We start from the raw sequence: 20428 nt of genomic DNA, 5'->3' as shown, positions 1-20428 counted from the left end.
GAATTCGAATCGACTGTAGCGCGCCCGCGCAAGACGGATATCGGCGTTTCGGAATGCGGCTATACGGATTCCGGGACGGTTATGATTGGGCACGCTGCTTGCGCGATAAAGCAGGTGTCATTCCCCGCGCAGGCGGGGAATCCGGTATTCCAGAGACAGAAGAGGGATATGGAGAAGCCGCGGCGTCCTGGATGCCGCGCCTGCGCGCGGCATGACGGTTGTGATGGGGAAGCAGCGTTGCGTTGATCGCGTAGTGCTATGCGGCCCGGAATGAGTGATTAAGCCTTCAGCTCCGCGGTCGCCTGATCGAGCCAGGCCTTCGTCGCCTCGTCCAGCGCCGGCCGCACCTCGGCCCGGACGCGGGCGTGATAGGCGTTGAGCCAGTCGAGTTCATCGCGGCTCAGCATCGCCGCATCGATCAGCCGTCGGTCGATCGGCGCCAGCGTCAGCGTCTCGAACGCATTCATCGGCTTCTCGGCGCCCTTGATGTCGGCGGAGACGACCAGCTCGAGGTTCTCGATACGGATGCCGAAACCGTCGGTCTTGTAGTAGCCGGGCTCGTTGGAGAGGATCATGCCGCGCTTCAGCGGCGTGGTGCCGAGCTTCGAGATCCGCGCCGGGCCTTCGTGCACCGAGAGATAGCTGCCGACGCCGTGGCCGGTGCCGTGCTCGAAATCGAGGCCGGCAGCCCAGAGGTATTGCCGCGCCAGCGTGTCGAGCTGCGCGCCCGTGGTGCCGTCGGGGAAGACCGCGCGCGCGATCGCGATATGGCCGCGCAGCACGCGGGTGAAGCGGTCGCGCATCTCTGCCGTGGGCTCGCCGACCGCCATGGTGCGCGTGACGTCGGTGGTGCCGTCTTCATATTGCGCGCCGGAATCGATCAGCAGCAGGTCGCCGGGCGCGATCCGCCGGTTGCTCTTGCGGGTGACGCGGTAATGCACGATGGCGCCGTTCGGGCCGGTGCCGGAGATGGTCGGAAACGACACGTCCTTGAGCGCGCCGGTATCGCGGCGGAACGTTTCCAGCGCCTCCACCGCATCGATCTCGGTCAGCTTGCCGCTTGGCGCCTCGCGATCGATCCATGCGAGGAAGCGCGCCAGCGCCACGGCGTCGCGCACATGGGCCGTCTTGGTGCCCTTGATCTCGGTCGCGTTCTTGACCGCCTTGAGCAGTGCGACCGGATCGCTGCCGCGCACCGGCTTGCCGCCGGCGCCCGCGATCAGCCGGCTCAGTGCGTCGGCCGCGGTGGCATTGTCGAGCGCGATCGCCGCGCCGCTCTTGGCGAGCGCCATCAGAGTCGGCGCCATCGCATCGGGCTCGCGCACGTCGGCGGACTGCTCGAGATGGTCGCGCGTCAGGTTGGAGAGCTTGCGGTGGTCGATGAAGATGGTCGGCCGTCCCTCCTTCGGCACCAGCGCGTAGGACAGCGGCAGCGGGGTATGCGCGACGTCGGCGCCGCGGATGTTGAAGGTCCAGGCCACCGCGTGGCTGTCGGACAGCACGAGCGCATCGGTTCCGAGCTTGGCGATCTCACCCCTGATCTGCGTCAGCTTCTCGGCCTCAGCGACGCCGGCATGCTGGAGGCCGTGCACGGCGACGGGAGCGAGCGGCGGCTGCGGCCGGTCCTGCCAGATCGCGTCGATCGGATTGCTGTCGACGGCCACCAGCTCGGCGCCGGCCTTGGCGCAGGCTGCAGACAGGCGCTCTGCTGCCGCAAAAGTGTGCAGCCACGGATCAAATCCGAGGCGGTCACCGGCTTTCAGATGCGCCGCCACCCAGCTCTCCGGCGGCGGGTCGATCAGCGATTCCACGGCCCAGGCCTTTGCGTCGACCTGCTTGGCGGCCTGAAGCGTGTAGCGGCCATCGACGAACACCGCAGCTTCCTGGGACAGCACCACCGCCAGTCCCGCCGAGCCCGTAAAGCCGGTCAGCCAGGCCAGCCGCTCTTCCGATGGCGGCACATACTCGTTCTGCTGCTGATCGGCGCGCGGGATCACGAAGCCGGTCAGCTTGCGACGGGCGAGTTCTTCGCGAAGTGCGGCCAGCCGTGCCGTTAATGCGACACCGGCCTCCGGCTCCTCGAATGTCTGGAAGTGTGCTTCGAACATGGTGGATCACTTTAGGATCATGAGGATCGGTCCGCAATCTCGACGCATTTGCGTCGCATGTGGCATGGACTGTGCTTGAAATAGTTCCATTCGAATCGAGTGGAGTAAGGATGCGGCAGTTGCGCTTCGTCCGGATAACAGGGAAATTCGAGCAAGTGGTTCATCTCAACGGCGAGGGGACACACGATGCCAGCGTTCACGTTTGAGAAGATTTCGCCGCCAGTGCGCCGCGGCCCGGCTGCAACACCACCGAAGAAGCCGCGCGGCCTCATCAGCCAAATGATCGACCGTTTAGCCGAGCGCCGCGCGAGGCGCACCTTGCAGCAGCAACGCGCGATGCGCCGCGACGAGAAGCCGGCAGAGTAGCCTCAGCAGTGGCGGCGTCGTCACCTCGCCCAGTTCACCCGACCTTCCGCAGCAACAGGCTGCTCCACCCCTCGATCCGCAGATGCTTCAGGGGCACGAGGCCGCGCGCGCGATAGGCGGCGATCACGGCCGGGGCCTGGGGCGTCAGCAGGCCGGAAAGGATGACGCGGGCGCCGGGCGCAAGGTGCTGTGCCATCGGGCTCGCCAATTGCCGCAAGGGATTGGCAAGGATGTTCGCGAGCACCAGGTCGAACGGGCCGGCGCGCGCAAAATCCGGCGCCGCAAACCCGGTGGCGCGGATCACCCGGACCTGGTTGCCGACTTCGTTCAGGGAGGCGTTCTCAGCCGCCACCCGCACCGAGGGCGGATCGATGTCGGAGGCAAGCACGGCGCGATGCAGCGCCTTCGCCGCTGCGATCGCCAGCACGCCGGTCCCCGTGCCGAGGTCGAGCACGTGCTGCGGCCGGGAACTCTTCAGGGCATGGTCAAGCAGAAGTAAACAGCCGCGCGTCGTGCCGTGGTGACCGGTGCCGAAGGCGAGCGCCGCCTCGATCTCGATGGCGAGCTTGTTGGGCGCCACACGCTCACGGTCATGGCTGCCGTGCACGACGAAGCGCCCGGCCGGGACCGGCACGAGATCTTCGAGGCTGGCCTTGACCCAGTCCTTGGCCTCGACGGTGTCGAAGGCGAGGGTCGCGGCGATCTCATTTCCTGCTGAAGTTGCAACGAGTTCGCGCAGCCATGCGTGATCCGGCGCCTCGGCGAAATGGAGCGTGACGTCCCATTCTCCGTCCGGCCGCTCGAAGGCGGCGACCGCGGCATCGCCGTCGAAAAACACCTCGGTGAGCACGTCGACGACGCGCCTGGCGTCGGCCTCGCTGCCGATTGAAAAGCTGGCGCGATGGGTGGGCGAAGGCTGCATTCAGGGTTCCATTGAGTTCAATTTTTGGAGCTTTTGGTACCAATTTCCCGACAAGTTGCGGTTCCCGGGTTAACTGGGCCGAAGGTTCCGCCCTCTACATTCTCACGTGTTGGATCCAGCTAGCACAGCTTGGAGTTGAAACGGAGGCGAGTCTTGAAGCGCATGATTCAGAAGTTCTGGTCGGACGAGTCCGGTGCAACCGCGATCGAATACGGTCTGATTGCCGCGGGTATCGCCCTGGCGATCATCACCGTGGTGAACGGCCTGGGCACCGCCATGAATGAGAAGTTCACTTCGATTAGCACCTCCTTGAAGTAATTTCCGCCTGCATTTCCCAGCGGGGGGCTGTTTTTCTTCAGAGGCTGTTCCTGATCACCGCCCGCCAGGGATTTCCCTGGCGGGCGGTGTCGTTTCTGCGGCATCTGTTCTGCGGATCTTCAACAGGTTATCCGCCGGCTTGCCGGGACCCTATCCACCGCTTTTCCCGCAATTGTCCCAGCGATTTTCCACCGACTTTCCCCAGCTTCGGCGTGGCGGTCTGGCCCAGGCATCATCTGCCCGACCACAGGCCTTTCGACAGGCTGTCCACAGGCAGTCCACAGACCTATCCACGGCTTCCGAACAGCGACCGGTGATCCCGCAGGATCGCCTGCGCCGCGTTGTGGCCGGGAGCGCCGGTGACGCCGCCGCCGGGATGGGCACCGGAGCCGCAATGGTACAGGCCCTTCAGCGGTCCGCGATAATCGGCATGGCCCAGCATCGGCCGTGCCGAGAACAGCTGGTTCAGCGTCAGCGCGCCGTGGAAGATGTCGCCTCCCAACAGTCCGAACTGCCGTTCGAGATCGAGCGGGGACAGGATCTGACGGCCGAGCACGCTCGCCGCAAAGCCGGGCGCGTATTTGTCCACCGTCGCGATCATGAGATCGGCGACCTCTTCGCGATGGTCGTCCCACGAACGTCCACCGGGAAGCTCCGGGGCGACATGCTGGCAGAACAGGCTCGCGACATGCTTGCCGGCGGGCGCCAGCGTGTCGTCGAGCGTCGAGGGGATCAGCATCTCGACGACGGGCGAACGGCTCCAGCCCTGGGCTCGCGCATCGAGCCAGGCGCGGTCCATGTAGTCGAGGCTTGGGGCCAGGATGATGCCGGAGCTGAGATGATCGCCCTCGCCCGGCAGCGCAGTGAAGGAGGGCAGGCGGTCCAGCGCCACGTTCATGCGGAAGGTGCCGGAGCCGTTCTTCCAGCGCCGGATGCGGGCGAGGAAGTCCGCAGGGAGAGCGTCGGCCGCGACCAGCCGCGTGTAGAGCAGCTTTGGATTGACGTTGGCCGCGACATATCTTGCGCGGACGGCCGAGCCGTTCTCCAGCACGACGCCGACGGCGCGGTCGCGCTCCACGATGATCTCACGGACGCCGGCATCCGTTTCGATGACAACGCCGTGGTCGCGGGCGGCGCGCGCCATCGCCTGTGTGATCGCGCCCATGCCGCCGATGGCGTGGCCCCAGACGCCCTTCTTGCCGTTCACCTCGCCGAAGGCGTGATGCAGCATCACATAGGCGGAGCCGGCGGCATAGGGGCTGGCATAGTTGCCGACGATGGCGTCGAAGCCGAACAGCGCCTTGACCAGATCATGTTCGAAACGTTCGTCCAGCATTTCGCCGGCGGAACGGGTGAAGAGATCGAGCAGGCTGCGGCTCTGTTCCAGCGTAAGCCCGCGCAGGATGTTGGCGCTCTGGAGCGCGTTCACGGCTTCGCGGATCGCGCTCGTGCCAAATCCGTCGAGCAGGTTCGGCGGCGCGCGCAGCACGAACTGCCTGAGCACGTCGGCGATGTCTTCCAGCTCGCGCGAGAAGCCGTCGAGGGCTTCCGCATCATGCGCGCTGAGCCGGGCGACTGACGCTTTCGTCCGCCCCTCGCCGGTGAGGAGATGGCTGCCATCTGGCGCGGGCAGAAAATTCTGCGCGCGCCGTTCGACGATCCGCAGGCCGTGCTCGGCGAGCTTGAGGTCACGGATCACCCGCGGATTGAGCAGGCTCACGGTGTAGGCCGCGACCGAATTGCGGTATCCCGGATGAAACTCCTCCGTGACTGCGGCCCCGCCGACCACCTTGCGGCGCTCGACCACGCGCACCCGCAGGCCCGCCATCGCGAGATAGGCCGCGCAGGTGAGGCCGTTGTGGCCAGCGCCGATGATGACGACGTCGGTTTCGCTCATGAAGATGCAAGGTCCAGTCTACCGTCATTCCGGGGCTCGCGAAGCGAGAACCCGGAATCTCGAGGTTCCGGGTTCGATGCTCCGCATCGCCCCGGAACGACGTCTAATATCAAGCAATTCACGCTGCAACATCACGCGCCCCTTTGTTGCCCGATCAGGCGCCTTGTGCTCCATTGCGCGCGTCCGGCGCCCGCCGGAGTCTTGCCGGAGCATCCATGGATTCCATCGTGCAACCCGCCGCCACGGAGCAGCCTTCGTCGTCGCGCAACCGGCTGCTGCTGGCGGTCTACACGGCTGCGATCTTCGTCAGCGCGCTGCTGCTGTTCTCGGTGCAGCCGCTGTTCACGAAGATGGTACTGCCTCGGCTCGGCGGCTCGCCGGCGGTGTGGTCGGTGGCCATGGTGTTCTTCCAGTCGCTGCTGCTCGCGGGCTACGCCTATGCGCATCTGCTGATGCAGGCCAAGAGCCGTATCGTTCCCGTCGCGGTGCATCTGGTGCTGCTGATCGCGGCCTTCGCCACGCTGCCGCTCGGCATCGCCTCCGCCTATGGCGAGCCGCCCGCTTCGGGCTATGCGTTCTGGCTGCTCGGCCTGTTCGCGGTCTCGATCGGGCTGCCGTTCTTCGCGCTCGCCGCCAACAATCCGCTGCTGCAGGCCTGGTTCGTCCGCACCGGGCATCCCGCCGGGCATGATCCCTATTTCCTCTATGCCTCCTCCAACATCGGCAGCTTCCTCGCACTGTTGTCCTATCCGTTCCTGCTGGAGCCGATGTTCACACTGCACCTGCAGAACCGGTTCTGGACGGGAGGCTATGGCCTGTTGATCCTTCTCATCGCCGCCTGCGGCGTGCTGTTGTTGCGTTCGCCGAGGCTGGCACTCGTCGACGCGCGAGACGAGGAGGTGAACGCGCCGGCGCCCGGACTTGTCACGCGGCTGCGCTGGATCTTCCTGGCCGCGGTGCCGTCCGGCCTGCTCATCGCGGTGACTGCGCATATCTCCACCGACGTCGCGGCGGCGCCGCTTCTGTGGGTGCTGCCGCTGTCGCTGTACCTGCTGACCTGGGTCGTCGTGTTCCAGTCGCGTCCGCTGCTGCCGCACAAATGGATGCTGATGCTCCAGCCGGTCGCCATCGCCGGCGTCGTGGTGCTGCTGGCCTTCGGCGGCGAGCAGAATCTGCTGCTGACGCTGGGCGGCCATCAATTGTGCTTCTTCGTCATCGCCATGGCCTGCCACGGCGAACTGGCGCGGACGCGGCCGGCCGCCAAATATCTCACCGGCTTCTACGTCGCACTGTCGTTCGGCGGCATGGTCGGCGGCCTGTTCGCAGGGCTCGTTGCTCCATTCACCTTCTCGTGGATCGCCGAATATCCGATCCTGATCGCGCTTGCCGCGCTGTGCCGCCCCTCCGCGAGCGAACGTCTCGCCGGCATCGTCAAATGGTACTGGCTGGCGCTCGCCGCGCTCGCGGTGGCGCTCGTCGCGCCGTCTTATACGACCGGCGACCTCTCGACCTGGTTAGAGGATCACCGCGTCTGGGTCGCCGGCGCCGTCGGCGTGCTCGCCGCGCTGCTCGCGCTGATCCTCAATGCCGGCCGCTGGAAGATATTTGCCACCGTCGCGCTCGCGCTGGCGTTGATCCGTGTCTATCCCGCGGACGAGGGCCGCGTCACGACGGTGCGCAGCTTCTTCGGCGTGCACAAGATCGTGGTGACGCCGGGCGGCTATTTCCATGTGCTGATGCACGGCACCACCATTCATGGCGCCGAGCGCTTCCGCAACAATGACGGCACGCCGGTCATCGGCCGGCCGGAGCCGATCACCTACTACCACATGGACGGCGGTATCGGTCAGGCCGTCAGCGCCATCCGCGAGCGCAAGGGCGCGCCGCTGAAGGTCGCCGCGATCGGCGTCGGCTCCGGCACGCTTGCCTGCGCAGCCGAGCCGGGAGACAGCTGGACCTTCTTCGAGATCGACCAGTCCATGGTCGACGCGGCGCGCGACCCCAGGAATTTCCGCTACATCTCGAGCTGCATGCCGGACATGAAGCCCGTCATCGGCGATGCGCGCCTCACCTTCGCGAAGGAGCCCGATGGCGCTTACGATCTCATCATCGTCGATGCCTATTCGTCCGATGCGATCCCGATTCATCTCGCCACCGAAGAGGCGATGAAGATCTACAAGGACAAGCTCGCGCCCCACGGCGCGGTCGTGATGCACGTCTCCAACCGGCATCTGGATCTCGAGACGGTCGTTGTCGGCATTGCGGATGCCAACGATCTCACGAGCTGGGTCTTCAACGAGGATTCCGGGCGCGATTCCGACTACATCTTCTCGACCGACGTCGTCATCTCCGCGCGCGAGGAGGCGGACATCGGCAGGCTCGCGTCCTCCAAGCAATGGGTACAGACCGAGGCCGATGACAGGGCGCGGGTCTGGACCGACGACTATTCGAATATCCTGGGCGCGCTGTATCGGCGTTTGCGGGACGGGGAGTAGGGAAGCTCCGTCGCCCGGACGAATCCGGTGCCCCGGACGCTGCGCAGCACGAAAGTGATGCGCTGCAGAGCCGGGACACGAGATCGGAGTTATGGCGCTACCGGCGTCGCCGCCGGCAGCGCGATTCCCTTCTCGCCGGCGATCTGCCGCAGCAGGTCCGGCCTGTCCGAGATGATCCCATCGACGCCGAGCTCGATCATGCGCGCCATGTCTTCGGGCTTGTTGACCGTCCAGACCACGACGCGCAATCCGAGTTCATGGGCCTCGGTGACCAGTGACGCGGTCACATCGCCGAAGTAAGGCGACCAGATCGCGCCGCCCGCAGCCTTGATCGTCCGTGGCAGCGAGCCGCCTTGATCGGCCGGGTTGAAACCCGCCGTCCAGTTGGTCGCCTTGTCGCGTGCCACCGTCGGGCTCGAGCCGCGCTGGAGCGTCAGGTACACGGTCGGAATCTTCGGCGCCTGCTGCTGGACGAGAAGCAGGGTTCGCCAGTCGAACGACTGGATCGTGACGCGGTCGGAGAGTCCTTCGGTCTCGATCAGCCCGAGCAGCTTCGCGACGAAGGCCTGCGGATCAGGCGCTTCGTCCGGATGGTTCGGATCGATCTTGGTCTCGATGTTGAAGCCGACGCGCGCGTTGCCGGACTTGCGCACCAGCGCGAATAGCTCGCGCAAGGTGGGAATGCGTGTCCCCGGCACGGCACGCTGGTCGGGGAATTGTCTTGCGTAGGCACTGTCCGGCCGGATCTGGCCGACGTCATAGGTCCTGACCTCGTCGAGCCGCAGCTTCACGAAAGGCGTGCCGGGCGGAGTGATGTAGGCTCCATCGGGGCCGCGGGCGAGATCGGGGCTGAGCCTGCGCTCATGCGACAGGATGACTTCGCCGTCGGCGGTGACACCGACGTCGAGCTCCAGCGTGTCCACGCCCATCGACAGCGCATTGGCGAAGGCGGGCAGCGTGTTTTCCGGCAACAGCGCCCGCCCGCCGCGATGCGCCTCGAGATCGAAGCCCACATCAGATCCCATGGCCCGTCCCGCCATCAGAGCGCAGAGCACGATCAGAATGGTCGTGGCACGTGGCTTCATGGTGCCTCGGCCGGCGAGGGCGGTTGATGGCGGTAGCGTCAGTTCTGATAGTAATAGCCGCGCGGCTGATAATACTGCCGCGGCTGCGGCTGATAGTAGTAGCCCTGCTGGCCGTAGCCCTGGTCGTAATAGGTCCGCGGCTGCTGCTGATAGACCTGCGTGTCGTAGAGCGGGCGGGTGGCCGAGCGCGGCGCCGGATAGCGCGCGCCGGTGTCGCTGCCATCGGCCGGATAGATGTAGTTGTCGTCCTGCGGCATGTAGCGGCGCGCGGGCTGCGCCGGCGGCGCCAGGTTCACGGGATCGCCGGCGGTCGCGTATTGCTCCTCAGCCGGCTGCGGTGCGCGGGCCACCGCATTGGCGTTGCGGCCGCGCGGATTGCGAGCCAGCGCCACCTGGGCCGAGCCGGTCAGCGTCACCGTGGTGTTGAGCACACCCTGCTGCTGAACCAGCGCATAGAGCGTCGAGGCATTCTGGCGCGACAGCCGCACGCAGCCATGGGAGGCGGGGGAGCCGAGCCGGCCGACCGAGTCCGTGCCGTGGATGGCATGCCCGACCTTGGTGAAGAAGATCGCGTGCGGCATCGGCGCGTCGTCGAATTCCTTGGAGTAGTGATCCTCTTCCATGCGGAAGGCGCGAAACGCGCCGTTCGGCGTCTCGCGCGAGGGGATGCCGGTCGACACCGGCCAGTGATAGCGCGCGACGCCGTCGACGGCGACGGTCATCTGCTGGTTGTCCTTGTCGACGGTGATCTCGACCTTGGCCTGCGCGGCGCCCGCGCTCAAAAGCAGCGATAAGGTGAAAGCAATGAAAAACGAACGCATCTGGAAACGCATATCAATCTCGGCCTCCGGCCTGTTCACGCTAGGCGCCGCGGCTCTCCGTCCCCGGCGTGCAATATGCCTGCAATCCGGCTTTCGTTCCAGCGAGCTGCAAGCCCATCGTTAACGCGATGCCGGGCGTAAGCAAGGCCGCTTTGTGCCGCGTCACGCGCGGCAGCGCTGACATTTTCGCGAGCGGAGGCGCGTTCACAACACCGACAATTCGTCACAAAGGCGCAACCATTCCGCCCCGCGGCGCGTTGGTGATGGCCTCTCTCGACAGGCGGCACGTCCGCCGCCGTTTACCTCTTTCCTTTCCTGGGGACCCGAAAATGAACAAAGCACGTCTCGCCGTTGCGCCTTTGCCGGCCAATCTGCCCATTCGCCTGCTGTTCGCCGCCGCCACTCTGCTGGCGCTATCGTCGTTGCCGCAAGTCAGTCACGCCCAGGGCATCGTGCGCGGCGCACAGGAGGGCTCTTATGAAGGCAACCGCATCGCCGGGCCCGTGGGCGGCGCGGTCGGCGGTGTCGTCGGCGCCGGCGTTGGCGGGGCTGTCGGTGCAGTCGAGGGCGTGCTCGGCGTTCCCCACCGCCATTACCGGCACCGCTGTCGCGGATATTACGACAGCCATCACCGTTTTCATTGCTACAGGTGAGACCATCGCCGTCATTCCGGGATGCGCGTAGCGCGAGCCCGGAATGACGATCAGTTCTTCAGCCGGTATCCCGTCCGGAAAATCCACCAGATCACGACGAGGCAGATCACCAGGAACGCCAGCGTCATTCCGATGCTGACGGCGACGCTGACATCCGCAATCTCGTAAAAGCTCCAGCGGAAGCCCGAGATCAGGTAGACCACCGGGTTGAGCAGCGCGACCGTGCGCCAGGTGGGCGGCAGCATGTCGATGGAATAGAAGCTGCCGCCGAGGAACGTCAGCGGCGTCACCACCAGCATCGGGATCATCTGCAGCTTTTCGAAGCCGTCGGCCCAGATGCCGATGATGAAGCCGAACAGGCTGAACGTCACCGCCGTCAGCACCAGGAAGGCCAGCATCCAGACCGGATGCTGGATGTGCAGCGGCACGAACAGGCCGGCCGTCGCCAGGATGATGAGGCCCAGAATGATCGACTTGGTCGCGGCGGCGCCAACATAGCCGAGCACGATCTCGAAATAGGAGATCGGCGCCGACAGGATCTCGTAGATCGTGCCGGTGAATTTCGGGAAGTAGATTCCGAAGGAGGCGTTGGCGATGCTCTGCGTCAGCACCGAGAGCATGATCAGGCCCGGGACGATGAAGGTGCCGTAGCTGACGCCCTCGACCTGGCTGATGCGGGAGCCGATCGCGGCGCCGAACACCACGAAATAGAGCGAGGTCGAGACCACGGGCGAGACGATGCTTTGCAGCAGCGTGCGCCAGGTGCGCGCCATTTCGAACAGATAGATGGCGCGAATGGCGCGATGGTTCATGACGTCCTCACGAGGTCGACGAAGATGTCCTCGAGCGATGATTGCGTCGTGTCGAGGTCGTTGAAGCGGATGCCGGCGGCGCGGAGATCGCCGAGCAGGCTGGTGATGCCGGTGCGCTCGCCCTTGGTGTCGTAGTCGTAGACCAGCGTCGCGCCGTTGTCGCAGAGCTCGAGCTCGTAGTGGCGAAGGCTCTCCGGCAGCGAGGCGATCTTGCCCTGCAGATGCAGCGTCAGCCGCTTCTTGCCGAGCTTCTGCATCAAGGTCGTCTTGTCCTCGATCAGCACGATCTCGCCCTTGTTGATGACGCCGATGCGGTCGGCCATCTCCTCGGCCTCCTCGATGTAGTGCGTGGTGAGGATGATGGTGACGCCGGACTGTTGCAGCCCGCGCACCACCTCCCACATGCCCTTGCGCAGTTCGACGTCGACGCCGGCGGTGGGCTCGTCCAGGAACAGGATCTGCGGCTCGTGCGACAGCGCTTTGGCGATCATCACGCGACGCTTCATGCCGCCGGAGAGCGTGATGATCTTGTTGTCCTTCTTGTCCCACAGCGAGAGGTCCTTCAGCACCTTCTCGATATGTTCGGGGTTCTTCGGCTTGCCGAACAGGCCGCGCGAGAAGCTCACGGTCGCCCACACGCTCTCGAAGGCGTCGGTGTGCAATTCCTGCGGCACGAGGCCGATCAGCGAGCGCGCCTTGCGGTAGGAGCTCTGGATGTCCTCGCCACCGACCAAGACCCTGCCTTCGCTCGGGTTGGCGATGCCGCAGATGATCGAGATCAGCGTGGTCTTGCCGGCCCCGTTGGGGCCGAGCAGCGCAAAAATCTCGCCGCGCTTGATGTCGAGATTGACGTTCTTGAGCGCCTTGAAGCCGGACCCATAGGTCTTGGACATATTGGCGACGGAAATGATGGGGGGCATGATGGCCGCGAGGCTGAGGGCAGGGCTGGGGAGGGAGGGCTGGACCGATCCGGGAGGGCGGGTCGGCGGAGCCCTGAAATAGGAACGCTGTCATCGGCCCGCAATTCCCCGGAGGAAAATGGTCTCAAACCAGGCCGTTCAGTGGCATGTTTCGGGCAAGTGTTGCGCGATGGTCACGGCTTGCTGCGAAGATTGCCGCTCACGCGGCTCTTTGTTGCGTCTGCGAGCGGGCCGTGGCTACGATTCCGGCCAATCGCCAAGCGTATTGTCTCCAGGGAAAAAATCGATGAGACCGAACGGCCGTCACACCGCCGGCGCCCGCCAATTGTCCACCCTGCGGGTGTGGGCGATGGGCCTGCTCCTGCTGTCAGCTGTTGCCATCAGCCCGACCACCGCCAAGGCCGCGCCGAGCGAGGCCGCTGTGGCAACCACGCATGTCTACCTGCTCCGTGGCGTGCTCAACATCTTCTCGCTCGGGCTCGACACGATCGGCGCCCGGCTCCAGGCGCAGGGCATTCCGGTGACCGTCGCCAACTTCGTGTCCTGGTCCTCGCTCGCCGACGAAGCGGCGGCCGCCTACAGGGCCGGTCGGCTCAAGACCATCGTCCTGGTCGGCCATTCCTCCGGCGCGACGGCGCTGCCGGACATGATCGCCAAGCTCAATCAGCTCGGCGTGCCCGTGAAGCTCGCGATCGGCCTCGACTCCGTGTTCAAGACCAAGCTCTCGACCGGCGCGGAGCGCTACATCAACATCTATATCGGCGATGGTCCCGGCGAGCCGGTGCGGGCCGCGGCGGGTTTTCGCGGCAAGCTTGACAATGTCGACGTGCGCGGCACCGGCGTCGGCCACGTCTCGATCGACAAGAACGAGGCGATCCAGCGTCGCGTCATTGCCGAGATCGATGCCGCCATCATGCGCTCGCGCGCACCGGCGGCGCCGGTCGCCGAACCCGGCACGCCGCGACGGGCACGCTCGGCGGCGGCCGCTCCTGCCAGGAACTGAGAGCTTCCTTGCGCGACGGACTCGTCGCGCAGCCATCCTCCGGCGATCGCGGGAATAGCGCGGTCGGGAAGTCCTGGAAGGCGGGATAGAGCGCTTTGTAGCAAGTAGACGCCCTATCGCTTCCTAACCAGCGTGAGGGGACGGCCGGCCCTTTGATCGCGGGGCTTGCTCTCGGCTCCGGGCGGGCTCAGGAAGCGGATGAGCATCGTCTTCAGATGCGCAGTGCTCTGCTTGATATCCAGCCTCGGATTGCGGATCGGCATTGCGCGCGACCCGTCGATGATCGCGATCAGGATGTTCGCCGTCGCCTCCGGGTCCAGTCCCGGATCCACCCGGCCCTGGCTTTGCGCCTGGCGCAGGAAGTCGGCCCACATGCGGCGAACCGCTTCGGTGTGCCGTTCGATGATCTTGGCGAATTCCGGATTGCGTGCGGCCTCCGCGAGGCCATCCAGACTGAGGATCTGGGCAGGACGAAACCGCAGGCTGGTTTGCTCGATGTCGGCGAGCAGCGCCTCGATCACGTCCGTGGCCGCGAGAATCTTTTCGAAACGCTCCGCCGAACGGGCCAGACCCAAATCGATCATCGCCTCGATGATCGCGATCTTGCTCGGAAAGTAGTGATAGAGGTGCCCCGGACTGATCCCGGCCTCGGTACAGATGTCGGTCGTGCTGGCGCCGCGGAAGCCGTCCCTGGTGAAGCAGCGGATCGCCGCGTCGAGGATCTCCCCGCGCTTCCGCTCATGCTTGACGGGGTCCACCTTCCTCAAGGCGCGTTCTCCTTTTCGTGAGGGCCCGATTTAGCATGCCGGTCCGTCACGAGAAAATCAAAATTAGAGAGTTCCATCTATTTATGTTGACGGGCGGCAACCGGCGTGGGAATGATTAATAGATCGATCTCTCTAGTAAAGAGTCCGGGCCTGAGCGGGACCATGCGCGTTCGATGGGCGACACTGGTGTCTATCACGCTCGCGCTCGGTGGTTGCGCGACCGCGCCGCTCGAACGGGCCGGCTCGCTCAGGAGCTACGACCGGATGTCGGATGCGAACGGACTGGTGACGCGATCGCAGATCCGCGTGAACAAGAAGGATTTGCTGGCGGCGAAGACGATCCGGATCGCGACGACGGTCTTTCCCGCGCGTTCCGACGTCGCGCTGACCGAAAAGGAGCGGCGCCTGGTCGCAAACGCCGTCAGCCGCGAGCTTTGTCTGCGCCTGAGCGAGCGCTTCCGCATCGTTGCCGCCGATGACGATGCCGACCTCACGGTGCAGGCGACGGTGACGCATGCCGTGCCGACCAGCCCGACCGCCTCGGGCGCGTCGAAAGCGCTGTCGATCGCCAAGACCGTTGCGCTTCCCGCCGTACCTGTGCCGGTGCCGCGACTCCCGGTCGGGCTCGGCAGCCTGTCGGTCGAGGCGGAGGCGCGCGACTTCGCCGGATTTCAGAAGGCGGCCATGGTCTGGGGGCGCAGCGCCAACTCCATCACGAATTCTCCGCGGGTCGCCAACGAGGGCGATGCGTACGATCTCGCTGCCGATTTCGGCGCCGACTTCGCCAAGCTGGTTGCGACGGGAGAGTCGCCGTTCGGCGGCATCCCTGCGCTGCCTCCGATGGACAGCATTCCCGTGCGGTTCGGCGGTGCTCCCAAATATGTCGCGTGCGAGGCGTTCGGGCGGTTTCCCGGCATCACCGGCTTCGCGGGGCAGGGGCTCGGGCTGCCGCCGGCCTGGACGGATTCCGGTGCCAAGGAGAGTCCGGCCGGGAATCCGGCCCCGGCAACCCAGGTGAATTCAGAGCAGACGCTCACGCAATGATCCGGATGCGTTGCCCGTCACATCCGACTTCAACAACATTCGTGGCTGACCAGAGTAGATGAAATGACCCAGGCAACGATCCGTCCCTTGCGCCAAGGTGCAGCGCGCGCCGATGCGCGTGTGTGCGCGAGGAGCGCGCCCCTGTTCACGGCCGATGAGGTGTGGAGCCGAACCAACGCGGATCGGCGTTCGGCCGGCGAGACGGACGACCAGGATTCGATTCTGGAATCCGGCTTCTGGATGGCGACCGTGGTCGCGTTCCTGCCCACGGTCGCGGGCTGCCTCTATCTCTTTCTGACCCAAGGATGAGGCCCAAGGATGAGGCGCGTATCGAGCGCGGCCGCCTTGTCCGCGGTCTTGACACTGTTGCTGGCGGGCTGCGGGTCGAGCGTCGATCTTCCTCCGGCGTATGAACCTCCGCAGCCGCCCAGTGCCAAGGCGGTGAAAGACGGCGTCACGAAAGCGGCTGCCGAAGCCAAGCTGAGCGGGGGACTGGAGACGTCCGCCGTTCGCCATTCCGACCACGGGCCGGGATCGTATTTCGTCTGCCTGAGGCAGAGTGGCCCATCAGCCAGCAGGCGCCCCGCCTATTCGGTCTTTTTCGACGATGACACCTACAAGGGTGTCCAGACTTCGGTGATTCTCGAGGCCTGCGAAGCCGAGGCATGGACACCCTTCGATTGAATGGGTTCCCTCCAATGATGCCAAGATGCTGCGGGTGTCACGGTCCCGGTTCCGTGCCCCAAATTCCACCCAATCGGCGGTCACTAAGCGCGGCGGGGGAGCCTCTGCTTCCTGTAGTGGGACTGCTGGACTGATGCTTGATCCAAGGCGAATTGTCGCGCTGGCAGCGATTGCGCTGCTCGCCTTCGGCACCGGCACGGCCGCTGCCACACCAGCCAAGTCCAAGACCAACGCGGCCGCTCCCGCCGCGGCGCCGTCGCCTGTGCCGTTCGAGCCATTGCCGCCGCCAAAGATCTACCTGTTCCGCGGCGCCATGGGTCCGATCTTCTCGACCGGCATGGATCGGCTCGAAGAGAAACTGACCAAGGCTGGCTTCTCGGCCAGCGTCTACGAATTCACCATCTGCCGGTGGATCGGCGATCGCGCCATCTCCAGCTACAAGGAATCGCCGGCGCCGATCGTGCTGATCGGCCACTCCATGGGCGGCCTGTGCTCGATCGTCATCTCCGAGATGGCGGCCAAGGAGAACATCCCGATCAGCCTCGTCATCGTCATCGATCCTGCGCATGCGACCGGCGACGTGCCGCTCAACGTCGAGCGCTTCATCAACATCTTCCTGTCCGACAGCGTGCTCGGCGGCGGCGACGTCGTGGCCGTGCCCGGCTTTCGCGGCCATTATGCGAGCTACGACCTGAAGGAAAGCTCGCGCGTCAGCCACATCAACATCGAGAAGTCCGACGACATCCACCGCCAGATCGTCGAGATGGTGACGCAGCTCCCGCGCATCCCGCCGCAAGCCCAGGCCGATGCCGTGCCGCTGCGCTATCTGGTGCCGGCGGACACGCTGGTCGAATTGTGGGACAGCGGCGTTCGGGTGCCGGTGCGCCGAGGCGACACCATGGAGAGCATCGCCGCAGCTAATCGCGTGCCGCTGTGGACGCTCGCGCAGAGCAATTCGTTGCCGGAGAACGCGCAGCTCACCCCGGGACAAACCATCATTGTCCCGCGTCACCTGACGCCGCCGGAGCCTGCGGCTGCGATGGCACTGCCACCGCCGGCGGCGGGTGGACGAAAATAAAACGTCATGCCCGGGCGCGTCCCGCCTGCGGCATCCGCGTTCTTGATTGCCGCGCGAAACATCGTGGCCGGAGCAAGCCCGGCCATGACGTAGAGCAGTGATCAGACATTCGACCCGTTGATCGCGTCGATCACGGCATCGGTCACTTCCTTGGTGGTGGCCTTGCCGCCGACATCCGGCGTCAGCACGCCGGCCGCGCAGACGCGTTCGACGGCCGCCATCAGCCTCGAGGCGGCATCCTTCTCGCCGAGATGCTCGAGCATCTGCGCGCCGGTCCAGAACGTCGCGACCGGATTGGCGATGCCCTTGCCGGTGATGTCGAAGGCCGAGCCGTGGATCGGCTCGAACATCGAGGGGAAGCGGCGCTGCGGATCGATGTTGCCGGTCGGCGCGACGCCGAGGCTTCCGGCCAGCGCACCGGCGAGATCGGAGAGGATGTCGGCGTGGAGATTGGTCGCCACGATGGTGTCGAGGCTCTTCGGATGCAGCGTCATGCGCACAGTCATGGCGTCGACCAGCATCTTGTCCCAGCCGACGTCGGGGAATTCACCGGCAACCTCGGCCGCGATCTCGTCCCACATCACCATGCCATGGCGCTGCGCGTTCGACTTGGTCACGACGGTCAGCAGCTTGCGCGGACGCGACTGCGCGAGCTGGAACGCGTAGCGCATGATCCGCGTCACGCCGACGCGGGTGAAGACCGCCACTTCCGTGCCGACCTCCTCCGGCAGGCCCCTGTGGGCGCGGCCGCCCATGCCGGCATATTCGCCTTCCGAGTTCTCGCGCACGATCACCCAGTCGAGATCGCCGACGCCGACATTGCGCAGCGGCGAGGCCACGCCCGGCAGGATTTTTGTCGGCCGCACATTGGCGTATTGGTCGAAGCCCTGGCAGATCGGCAGCCGCAGGCCCCACAGCGTGATGTGGTCGGGCACGTCAGGGGCGCCGACCGCGCCGAAATAGATCGCGTCGAACTTCTTCAGTTCGGTGAGACCGTCCGCCGGCATCATCACGCCGTGCTTCTTGTAATAGTCCGAGCCCCAGTCGAACGTCGTGATGTTGAAGGCGAGATCGCCGCTGCGCTTTGCCAGAGCCTCCAGCACGCGGACACCGGCCGAGATCACCTCGGGCCCGATGCCGTCGGCGGGGATGGCTGCGATCGAATGGGTGCGCATGGGAATGCTCCGTATCAGTGAGGTTGCGGCGAGGATCACGGTCCGGGCCACAGCGAGTCCTTGCCGGCCGCAGGGCCAATTCAATTGACGCTGGCTTATACAGAAAATGATACGCTATGACATCAATCCGGCGGGAAAGTGGGATGCGATGACCGATCAGAGGGGCCAGAGTGAGTTGCGGGTTGCCATTGCAGGGCTGGGCTCGATCGGCACCAAGATCGCGACGGCGCTCGACCAGGGCATCGAAGGACTGGCGCTGTCCGCCGTCGCTGCGCGTGATCCCGCCAAGCATCGGGCCTTCCTTGACGGCCTGAATCGTCCGCCGCAGGTTCTGTCCCTCGACCAGCTCGGCGATGCCGCCGATATCGTGGTCGAGTGCGCGCCGAGCAGTCAGCTTCGCGCGATCGTCGAGCCCGCGGTGAAGCGCGGCAAGGCCGCGGTCGTCGTCAGCGTCGGCGGATTGCTCGACAATTTCGATCTCGTCGATCTCGCCCGCGCCAATGGCGGCCGCATCCTCGTACCGACCGGCGCGCTGATCGGGCTCGATGCCGTGAACGCCGCCGCGGTCGGCACCATCCATTCGGTGAAGATGGTGACGCGCAAGCCGATCGATGGGCTGAAGGGCGCGCCGTTCATCGTCAAGAATGACATCGACATCGACAATCTGCGCGAGCCGCTGAAGCTGTTCGAAGGCACGGCGCGCGAGGCCGCGAAGGGCTTTCCGGCCAATCTCAACGTCGCGGTGGCATTGTCGCTCGCGGGCGTCGGGCCCGACCGCACGATGGTGCAGATCTGGGCCGACCCGACCGTGACGCGCAACGTTCACCGCATCGAGGTCGAGGCGGATTCGGCGCGGTTTTCGATGTCGATCGAGAACATCCCGTCCGATAATCCCAAGACCGGGCTGATCACGGCGCTCTCGGTGATCGCGCTGCTGCGCAAGCAGCGCGCCACGCTCTGCGTCGGGACGTGAGCCTCAAGCTCCCGTCACGCGCCAGATCACGTTGCCGACGTCGTCGGCCATCAGCAGCGATTTGTCCGGGCCGATCGCGACGCCGACCGGGCGGCCATAGGACTCCTTCTCGTCCGGCGCGAGGAAGCCCGACAGGATGTCGCGCGCCGGACCGGCCGGCCGGCCGTTCTCGAACGGGATGAACACGACCTTGTAGCCGGACAATTTGCTGCGATTCCACGAGCCGTGCTGGCCGATCACCATGCCGTCGCCGAAGCCGGGCAGGGTACCTCCGGGCATCCAGCACAGGCCGAGCGAAGCCGTGTGGCCGCCGAGCGCATAGTCCGGTTGAAGCGCCTTGGCGACCATCGCCGGATCCTGCGGCACGCGGTCGTCCACCGTCCTGCCCCAATAGCAATAGGGCCAGCCGTAGAAGCCGCCGTCGCGCACCGAGGTGAGATAATCCGGCGGCGTCTCGTCTCCCAGGCCGTCGCGCTCGTTGACGACGGTCCAGAGCGCGCCCGTCGTCGGCTCCCAGGCAAGGCCGACCGGGTTGCGCAGGCCGGCCGCAAAAATGCGATGCGTGCCGGCGACGAGGTCGAGCTCGTAGACCGCGGCGCGGCCTTGCTCGACCTCCATGCCCATCTCGGCGATGTTGCTGAGCGAGCCGACGCCGGCATAGAGCTTCTTGCCGTCGGGGCTTGCCAGAAGACTGCGCGTCCAGTGTCCGCCCGGCTTGAACGTCGTGAGCCGCTTGCCCGGGGCGGTGATGCGGTCGGCGTTCGCGGCGTAGGGAAAGGCCATCACGCCGTCGGTGTTGCCGACATAGAAGGTGTCGCCGACCAGCGCCATGCCGAAGGGCTGGCTGAGATTCTCCATGAAGGCGCCGCGATATTCGGCGACGCCGTCGCCGTCCTTGTCGCGCAAAAGCGTGATGCGGTTGGCGGAAATGCCGAGCGCCGCGGCACGCCGCATCGTCGCCTGCATGGCGTAGTGGAACACGGAGCGCGGGGGACCGGCGATCTGCGTTGCTTCCGCGATCAGCACGTCGCCATTGGGCAGCACCTCGATCCAGCGCGGATGGTCGAGGCCGGTCGCGAACGCATTGACCTTGAGCCCGGGCGCGACCGTCGGCTGCTGGCCCTCGCGCCAGCCGCGCGCGGTCGGCATCTTCAAGGTCGGAATCGCGCCTTGCGGCTTCGCCTCGGGAATGGCCGGCTTCTCGCCCCAGGCAGGTGCGGGCTCGGTGCCCGTCATCTTGCGCCATTGCAGCGCCATGCCGCCGAGGATCGCGACGAACTGCGCGAAGATGCTGGAGAAGGTCATGA

At 65.7% G+C, this 20428-nt stretch carries 20 protein-coding genes; 10 read left to right on the top strand and 10 right to left on the bottom strand.

Annotation, left to right across the window (positions count from 1 at the left end; translation table 11 throughout):
* Nucleotides 1–278: 278 nt before the first annotated feature.
* Nucleotides 279–2108 (bottom strand): aminopeptidase P family protein, encoded by a 1830-nt coding sequence (locus FJV43_RS09390; protein WP_239626411.1) that lies wholly within the window; start codon nucleotides 2106–2108, stop codon nucleotides 279–281.
* A gap of 186 nt (nucleotides 2109–2294) precedes the next feature.
* Here FJV43_RS09390 and FJV43_RS09385 point away from each other — a divergent pair, with 186 nt between their 5' ends.
* Entirely contained in the window at nucleotides 2295–2474 is a 180-nt protein-coding gene (locus FJV43_RS09385) for a hypothetical protein (RefSeq protein WP_082821949.1), read from the top strand.
* Between the two features lie 34 nt (nucleotides 2475–2508).
* Here the strand turns inward: FJV43_RS09385 and FJV43_RS09380 are convergent, their stop codons facing one another.
* Nucleotides 2509–3396 carry a 50S ribosomal protein L11 methyltransferase gene (locus FJV43_RS09380; protein WP_239626409.1) on the bottom strand — a complete coding sequence of 296 codons (888 nt, stop codon included), beginning with the start codon at nucleotides 3394–3396 and terminating at the stop codon, nucleotides 2509–2511.
* Between the two features lie 153 nt (nucleotides 3397–3549).
* Between FJV43_RS09380 and FJV43_RS09375 the strand changes: the two genes are divergently transcribed.
* Complete coding sequence (locus FJV43_RS09375) at nucleotides 3550–3714, top strand: Flp family type IVb pilin (protein WP_035700501.1); 165 nt, start codon at nucleotides 3550–3552, stop codon at nucleotides 3712–3714.
* A 286-nt stretch (nucleotides 3715–4000) separates the two neighbouring features.
* Here FJV43_RS09375 and FJV43_RS09370 read toward each other — a convergent pair whose 3' ends face one another.
* Nucleotides 4001–5611: an NAD(P)/FAD-dependent oxidoreductase gene (locus tag FJV43_RS09370; RefSeq protein WP_239626407.1), complete on the bottom strand. Its 1611-nt coding sequence runs from the start codon at nucleotides 5609–5611 to the stop codon at nucleotides 4001–4003.
* A 215-nt stretch (nucleotides 5612–5826) separates the two neighbouring features.
* Here FJV43_RS09370 and FJV43_RS09365 point away from each other — a divergent pair, with 215 nt between their 5' ends.
* Nucleotides 5827–8106, top strand: coding sequence for a fused MFS/spermidine synthase (locus FJV43_RS09365; RefSeq protein ID WP_239626405.1), 2280 nt, complete (start codon nucleotides 5827–5829; stop codon nucleotides 8104–8106).
* A gap of 89 nt (nucleotides 8107–8195) precedes the next feature.
* Here FJV43_RS09365 and FJV43_RS09360 read toward each other — a convergent pair whose 3' ends face one another.
* Together FJV43_RS09360 and FJV43_RS09355 are read right to left on the bottom strand one after the other, a co-directional pair.
* Nucleotides 8196–9191, bottom strand: a complete 996-nt coding sequence (locus FJV43_RS09360; RefSeq protein WP_239626404.1) for a glycerophosphodiester phosphodiesterase — start codon at nucleotides 9189–9191, stop codon at nucleotides 8196–8198.
* Nucleotides 9192–9229: 38 nt separating this feature from the next.
* Nucleotides 9230–10012, bottom strand: coding sequence for a L,D-transpeptidase (locus FJV43_RS09355; RefSeq protein WP_239626402.1), 783 nt, complete (start codon nucleotides 10010–10012; stop codon nucleotides 9230–9232).
* Nucleotides 10013–10341: 329 nt separating this feature from the next.
* Here FJV43_RS09355 and FJV43_RS09350 point away from each other — a divergent pair, with 329 nt between their 5' ends.
* Nucleotides 10342–10665 carry a hypothetical protein gene (locus FJV43_RS09350; RefSeq protein WP_239626400.1) on the top strand — a complete coding sequence of 108 codons (324 nt, stop codon included), beginning with the start codon at nucleotides 10342–10344 and terminating at the stop codon, nucleotides 10663–10665.
* A 50-nt stretch (nucleotides 10666–10715) separates the two neighbouring features.
* On the opposite strand, the gene FJV43_RS09345 is transcribed toward FJV43_RS09350, so the two are convergent.
* Together FJV43_RS09345 and FJV43_RS09340 are read right to left on the bottom strand one after the other, a co-directional pair.
* Nucleotides 10716–11477 (bottom strand): ABC transporter permease, encoded by a 762-nt coding sequence (locus tag FJV43_RS09345; protein ID WP_239626399.1) that lies wholly within the window; start codon nucleotides 11475–11477, stop codon nucleotides 10716–10718.
* Nucleotides 11474–12397 (bottom strand): ABC transporter ATP-binding protein, encoded by a 924-nt coding sequence (locus FJV43_RS09340; RefSeq protein WP_239626397.1) that lies wholly within the window; start codon nucleotides 12395–12397, stop codon nucleotides 11474–11476. Before FJV43_RS09340 ends, FJV43_RS09345 begins: the two co-directional genes overlap by 4 nt.
* 286 nt (nucleotides 12398–12683) lie before the next feature.
* Here FJV43_RS09340 and FJV43_RS09335 point away from each other — a divergent pair, with 286 nt between their 5' ends.
* The gene (locus FJV43_RS09335) at nucleotides 12684–13400 is read left to right on the top strand and encodes a hypothetical protein (protein WP_239626395.1); all 717 of its coding nucleotides are present in this window, start codon (nucleotides 12684–12686) and stop codon (nucleotides 13398–13400) included.
* A 113-nt stretch (nucleotides 13401–13513) separates the two neighbouring features.
* On the opposite strand, the gene FJV43_RS09330 is transcribed toward FJV43_RS09335, so the two are convergent.
* The gene (locus FJV43_RS09330) at nucleotides 13514–14167 is read right to left on the bottom strand and encodes a TetR/AcrR family transcriptional regulator (protein WP_239626394.1); all 654 of its coding nucleotides are present in this window, start codon (nucleotides 14165–14167) and stop codon (nucleotides 13514–13516) included.
* A gap of 186 nt (nucleotides 14168–14353) precedes the next feature.
* Here FJV43_RS09330 and FJV43_RS09325 point away from each other — a divergent pair, with 186 nt between their 5' ends.
* The 4 genes from FJV43_RS09325 (at nucleotide 14354) to FJV43_RS09310 (ending at nucleotide 16973) form a co-directional block, all read left to right on the top strand.
* Nucleotides 14354–15211: a DUF3313 domain-containing protein gene (locus tag FJV43_RS09325; RefSeq protein WP_239626392.1), complete on the top strand. Its 858-nt coding sequence runs from the start codon at nucleotides 14354–14356 to the stop codon at nucleotides 15209–15211.
* Nucleotides 15212–15274: 63 nt separating this feature from the next.
* The gene (locus tag FJV43_RS09320) at nucleotides 15275–15520 is read left to right on the top strand and encodes a hypothetical protein (protein WP_239626390.1); all 246 of its coding nucleotides are present in this window, start codon (nucleotides 15275–15277) and stop codon (nucleotides 15518–15520) included.
* A gap of 9 nt (nucleotides 15521–15529) precedes the next feature.
* Nucleotides 15530–15895 (top strand): hypothetical protein, encoded by a 366-nt coding sequence (locus tag FJV43_RS09315; RefSeq protein WP_239626389.1) that lies wholly within the window; start codon nucleotides 15530–15532, stop codon nucleotides 15893–15895.
* Between the two features lie 133 nt (nucleotides 15896–16028).
* Complete coding sequence (locus FJV43_RS09310; RefSeq protein WP_239626387.1) at nucleotides 16029–16973, top strand: LysM peptidoglycan-binding domain-containing protein; 945 nt, start codon at nucleotides 16029–16031, stop codon at nucleotides 16971–16973.
* A 101-nt stretch (nucleotides 16974–17074) separates the two neighbouring features.
* Here FJV43_RS09310 and FJV43_RS09305 read toward each other — a convergent pair whose 3' ends face one another.
* Nucleotides 17075–18148, bottom strand: a complete 1074-nt coding sequence (locus FJV43_RS09305; RefSeq protein ID WP_239626385.1) for a tartrate dehydrogenase — start codon at nucleotides 18146–18148, stop codon at nucleotides 17075–17077.
* A gap of 148 nt (nucleotides 18149–18296) precedes the next feature.
* On the opposite strand from FJV43_RS09305, the gene FJV43_RS09300 reads away from it, so the two are divergent.
* Nucleotides 18297–19121 (top strand): aspartate dehydrogenase, encoded by an 825-nt coding sequence (locus FJV43_RS09300; RefSeq protein WP_239626383.1) that lies wholly within the window; start codon nucleotides 18297–18299, stop codon nucleotides 19119–19121.
* Between the two features lie 3 nt (nucleotides 19122–19124).
* Here FJV43_RS09300 and FJV43_RS09295 read toward each other — a convergent pair whose 3' ends face one another.
* Nucleotides 19125–20426 carry a sorbosone dehydrogenase family protein gene (locus FJV43_RS09295; protein WP_239626381.1) on the bottom strand — a complete coding sequence of 434 codons (1302 nt, stop codon included), beginning with the start codon at nucleotides 20424–20426 and terminating at the stop codon, nucleotides 19125–19127.
* Nucleotides 20427–20428 lie beyond the last annotated feature (2 nt).

This window comes from Bradyrhizobium sp. I71 (assembly GCF_022354745.1).
Taxonomy (GTDB): Bacteria; Pseudomonadota; Alphaproteobacteria; order Rhizobiales; family Xanthobacteraceae; genus Bradyrhizobium; species Bradyrhizobium liaoningense.
The sequence above is the reverse complement of the archived record's forward strand: the minus strand, read 5'-3'. Positions and strand labels throughout refer to the sequence as shown.

What these genes read in the sequence shown, in the direction of transcription:
- FJV43_RS09385 (WP_082821949.1), top strand. Translation starts at nt 2,295, where the DNA reads ATGCCAGCGTTCACGTTTGAGAAGATTTCGCCGCCAGTGCGCCGCGGC.
- FJV43_RS09355 (WP_239626402.1), bottom strand. Translation starts at nt 10,012, where the DNA reads ATGCGTTCGTTTTTCATTGCTTTCACCTTATCGCTGCTTTTGAGCGCG.
- FJV43_RS09345 (WP_239626399.1), bottom strand. Translation starts at nt 11,477, where the DNA reads ATGAACCATCGCGCCATTCGCGCCATCTATCTGTTCGAAATGGCGCGC.
- FJV43_RS09315 (WP_239626389.1), top strand. Translation starts at nt 15,530, where the DNA reads ATGAGGCGCGTATCGAGCGCGGCCGCCTTGTCCGCGGTCTTGACACTG.
- FJV43_RS09390 (WP_239626411.1), bottom strand. Translation starts at nt 2,108, where the DNA reads ATGTTCGAAGCACACTTCCAGACATTCGAGGAGCCGGAGGCCGGTGTC.
- FJV43_RS09340 (WP_239626397.1), bottom strand. Translation starts at nt 12,397, where the DNA reads ATGCCCCCCATCATTTCCGTCGCCAATATGTCCAAGACCTATGGGTCC.
- FJV43_RS09335 (WP_239626395.1), top strand. Translation starts at nt 12,684, where the DNA reads ATGAGACCGAACGGCCGTCACACCGCCGGCGCCCGCCAATTGTCCACC.
- FJV43_RS09305 (WP_239626385.1), bottom strand. Translation starts at nt 18,148, where the DNA reads ATGCGCACCCATTCGATCGCAGCCATCCCCGCCGACGGCATCGGGCCC.
- FJV43_RS09360 (WP_239626404.1), bottom strand. Translation starts at nt 9,191, where the DNA reads ATGAAGCCACGTGCCACGACCATTCTGATCGTGCTCTGCGCTCTGATG.
- FJV43_RS09310 (WP_239626387.1), top strand. Translation starts at nt 16,029, where the DNA reads ATGCTTGATCCAAGGCGAATTGTCGCGCTGGCAGCGATTGCGCTGCTC.
- FJV43_RS09370 (WP_239626407.1), bottom strand. Translation starts at nt 5,611, where the DNA reads ATGAGCGAAACCGACGTCGTCATCATCGGCGCTGGCCACAACGGCCTC.
- FJV43_RS09295 (WP_239626381.1), bottom strand. Translation starts at nt 20,426, where the DNA reads ATGACCTTCTCCAGCATCTTCGCGCAGTTCGTCGCGATCCTCGGCGGC.
- FJV43_RS09300 (WP_239626383.1), top strand. Translation starts at nt 18,297, where the DNA reads ATGACCGATCAGAGGGGCCAGAGTGAGTTGCGGGTTGCCATTGCAGGG.
- FJV43_RS09365 (WP_239626405.1), top strand. Translation starts at nt 5,827, where the DNA reads ATGGATTCCATCGTGCAACCCGCCGCCACGGAGCAGCCTTCGTCGTCG.
- FJV43_RS09320 (WP_239626390.1), top strand. Translation starts at nt 15,275, where the DNA reads ATGACCCAGGCAACGATCCGTCCCTTGCGCCAAGGTGCAGCGCGCGCC.
- FJV43_RS09380 (WP_239626409.1), bottom strand. Translation starts at nt 3,396, where the DNA reads ATGCAGCCTTCGCCCACCCATCGCGCCAGCTTTTCAATCGGCAGCGAG.
- FJV43_RS09350 (WP_239626400.1), top strand. Translation starts at nt 10,342, where the DNA reads ATGAACAAAGCACGTCTCGCCGTTGCGCCTTTGCCGGCCAATCTGCCC.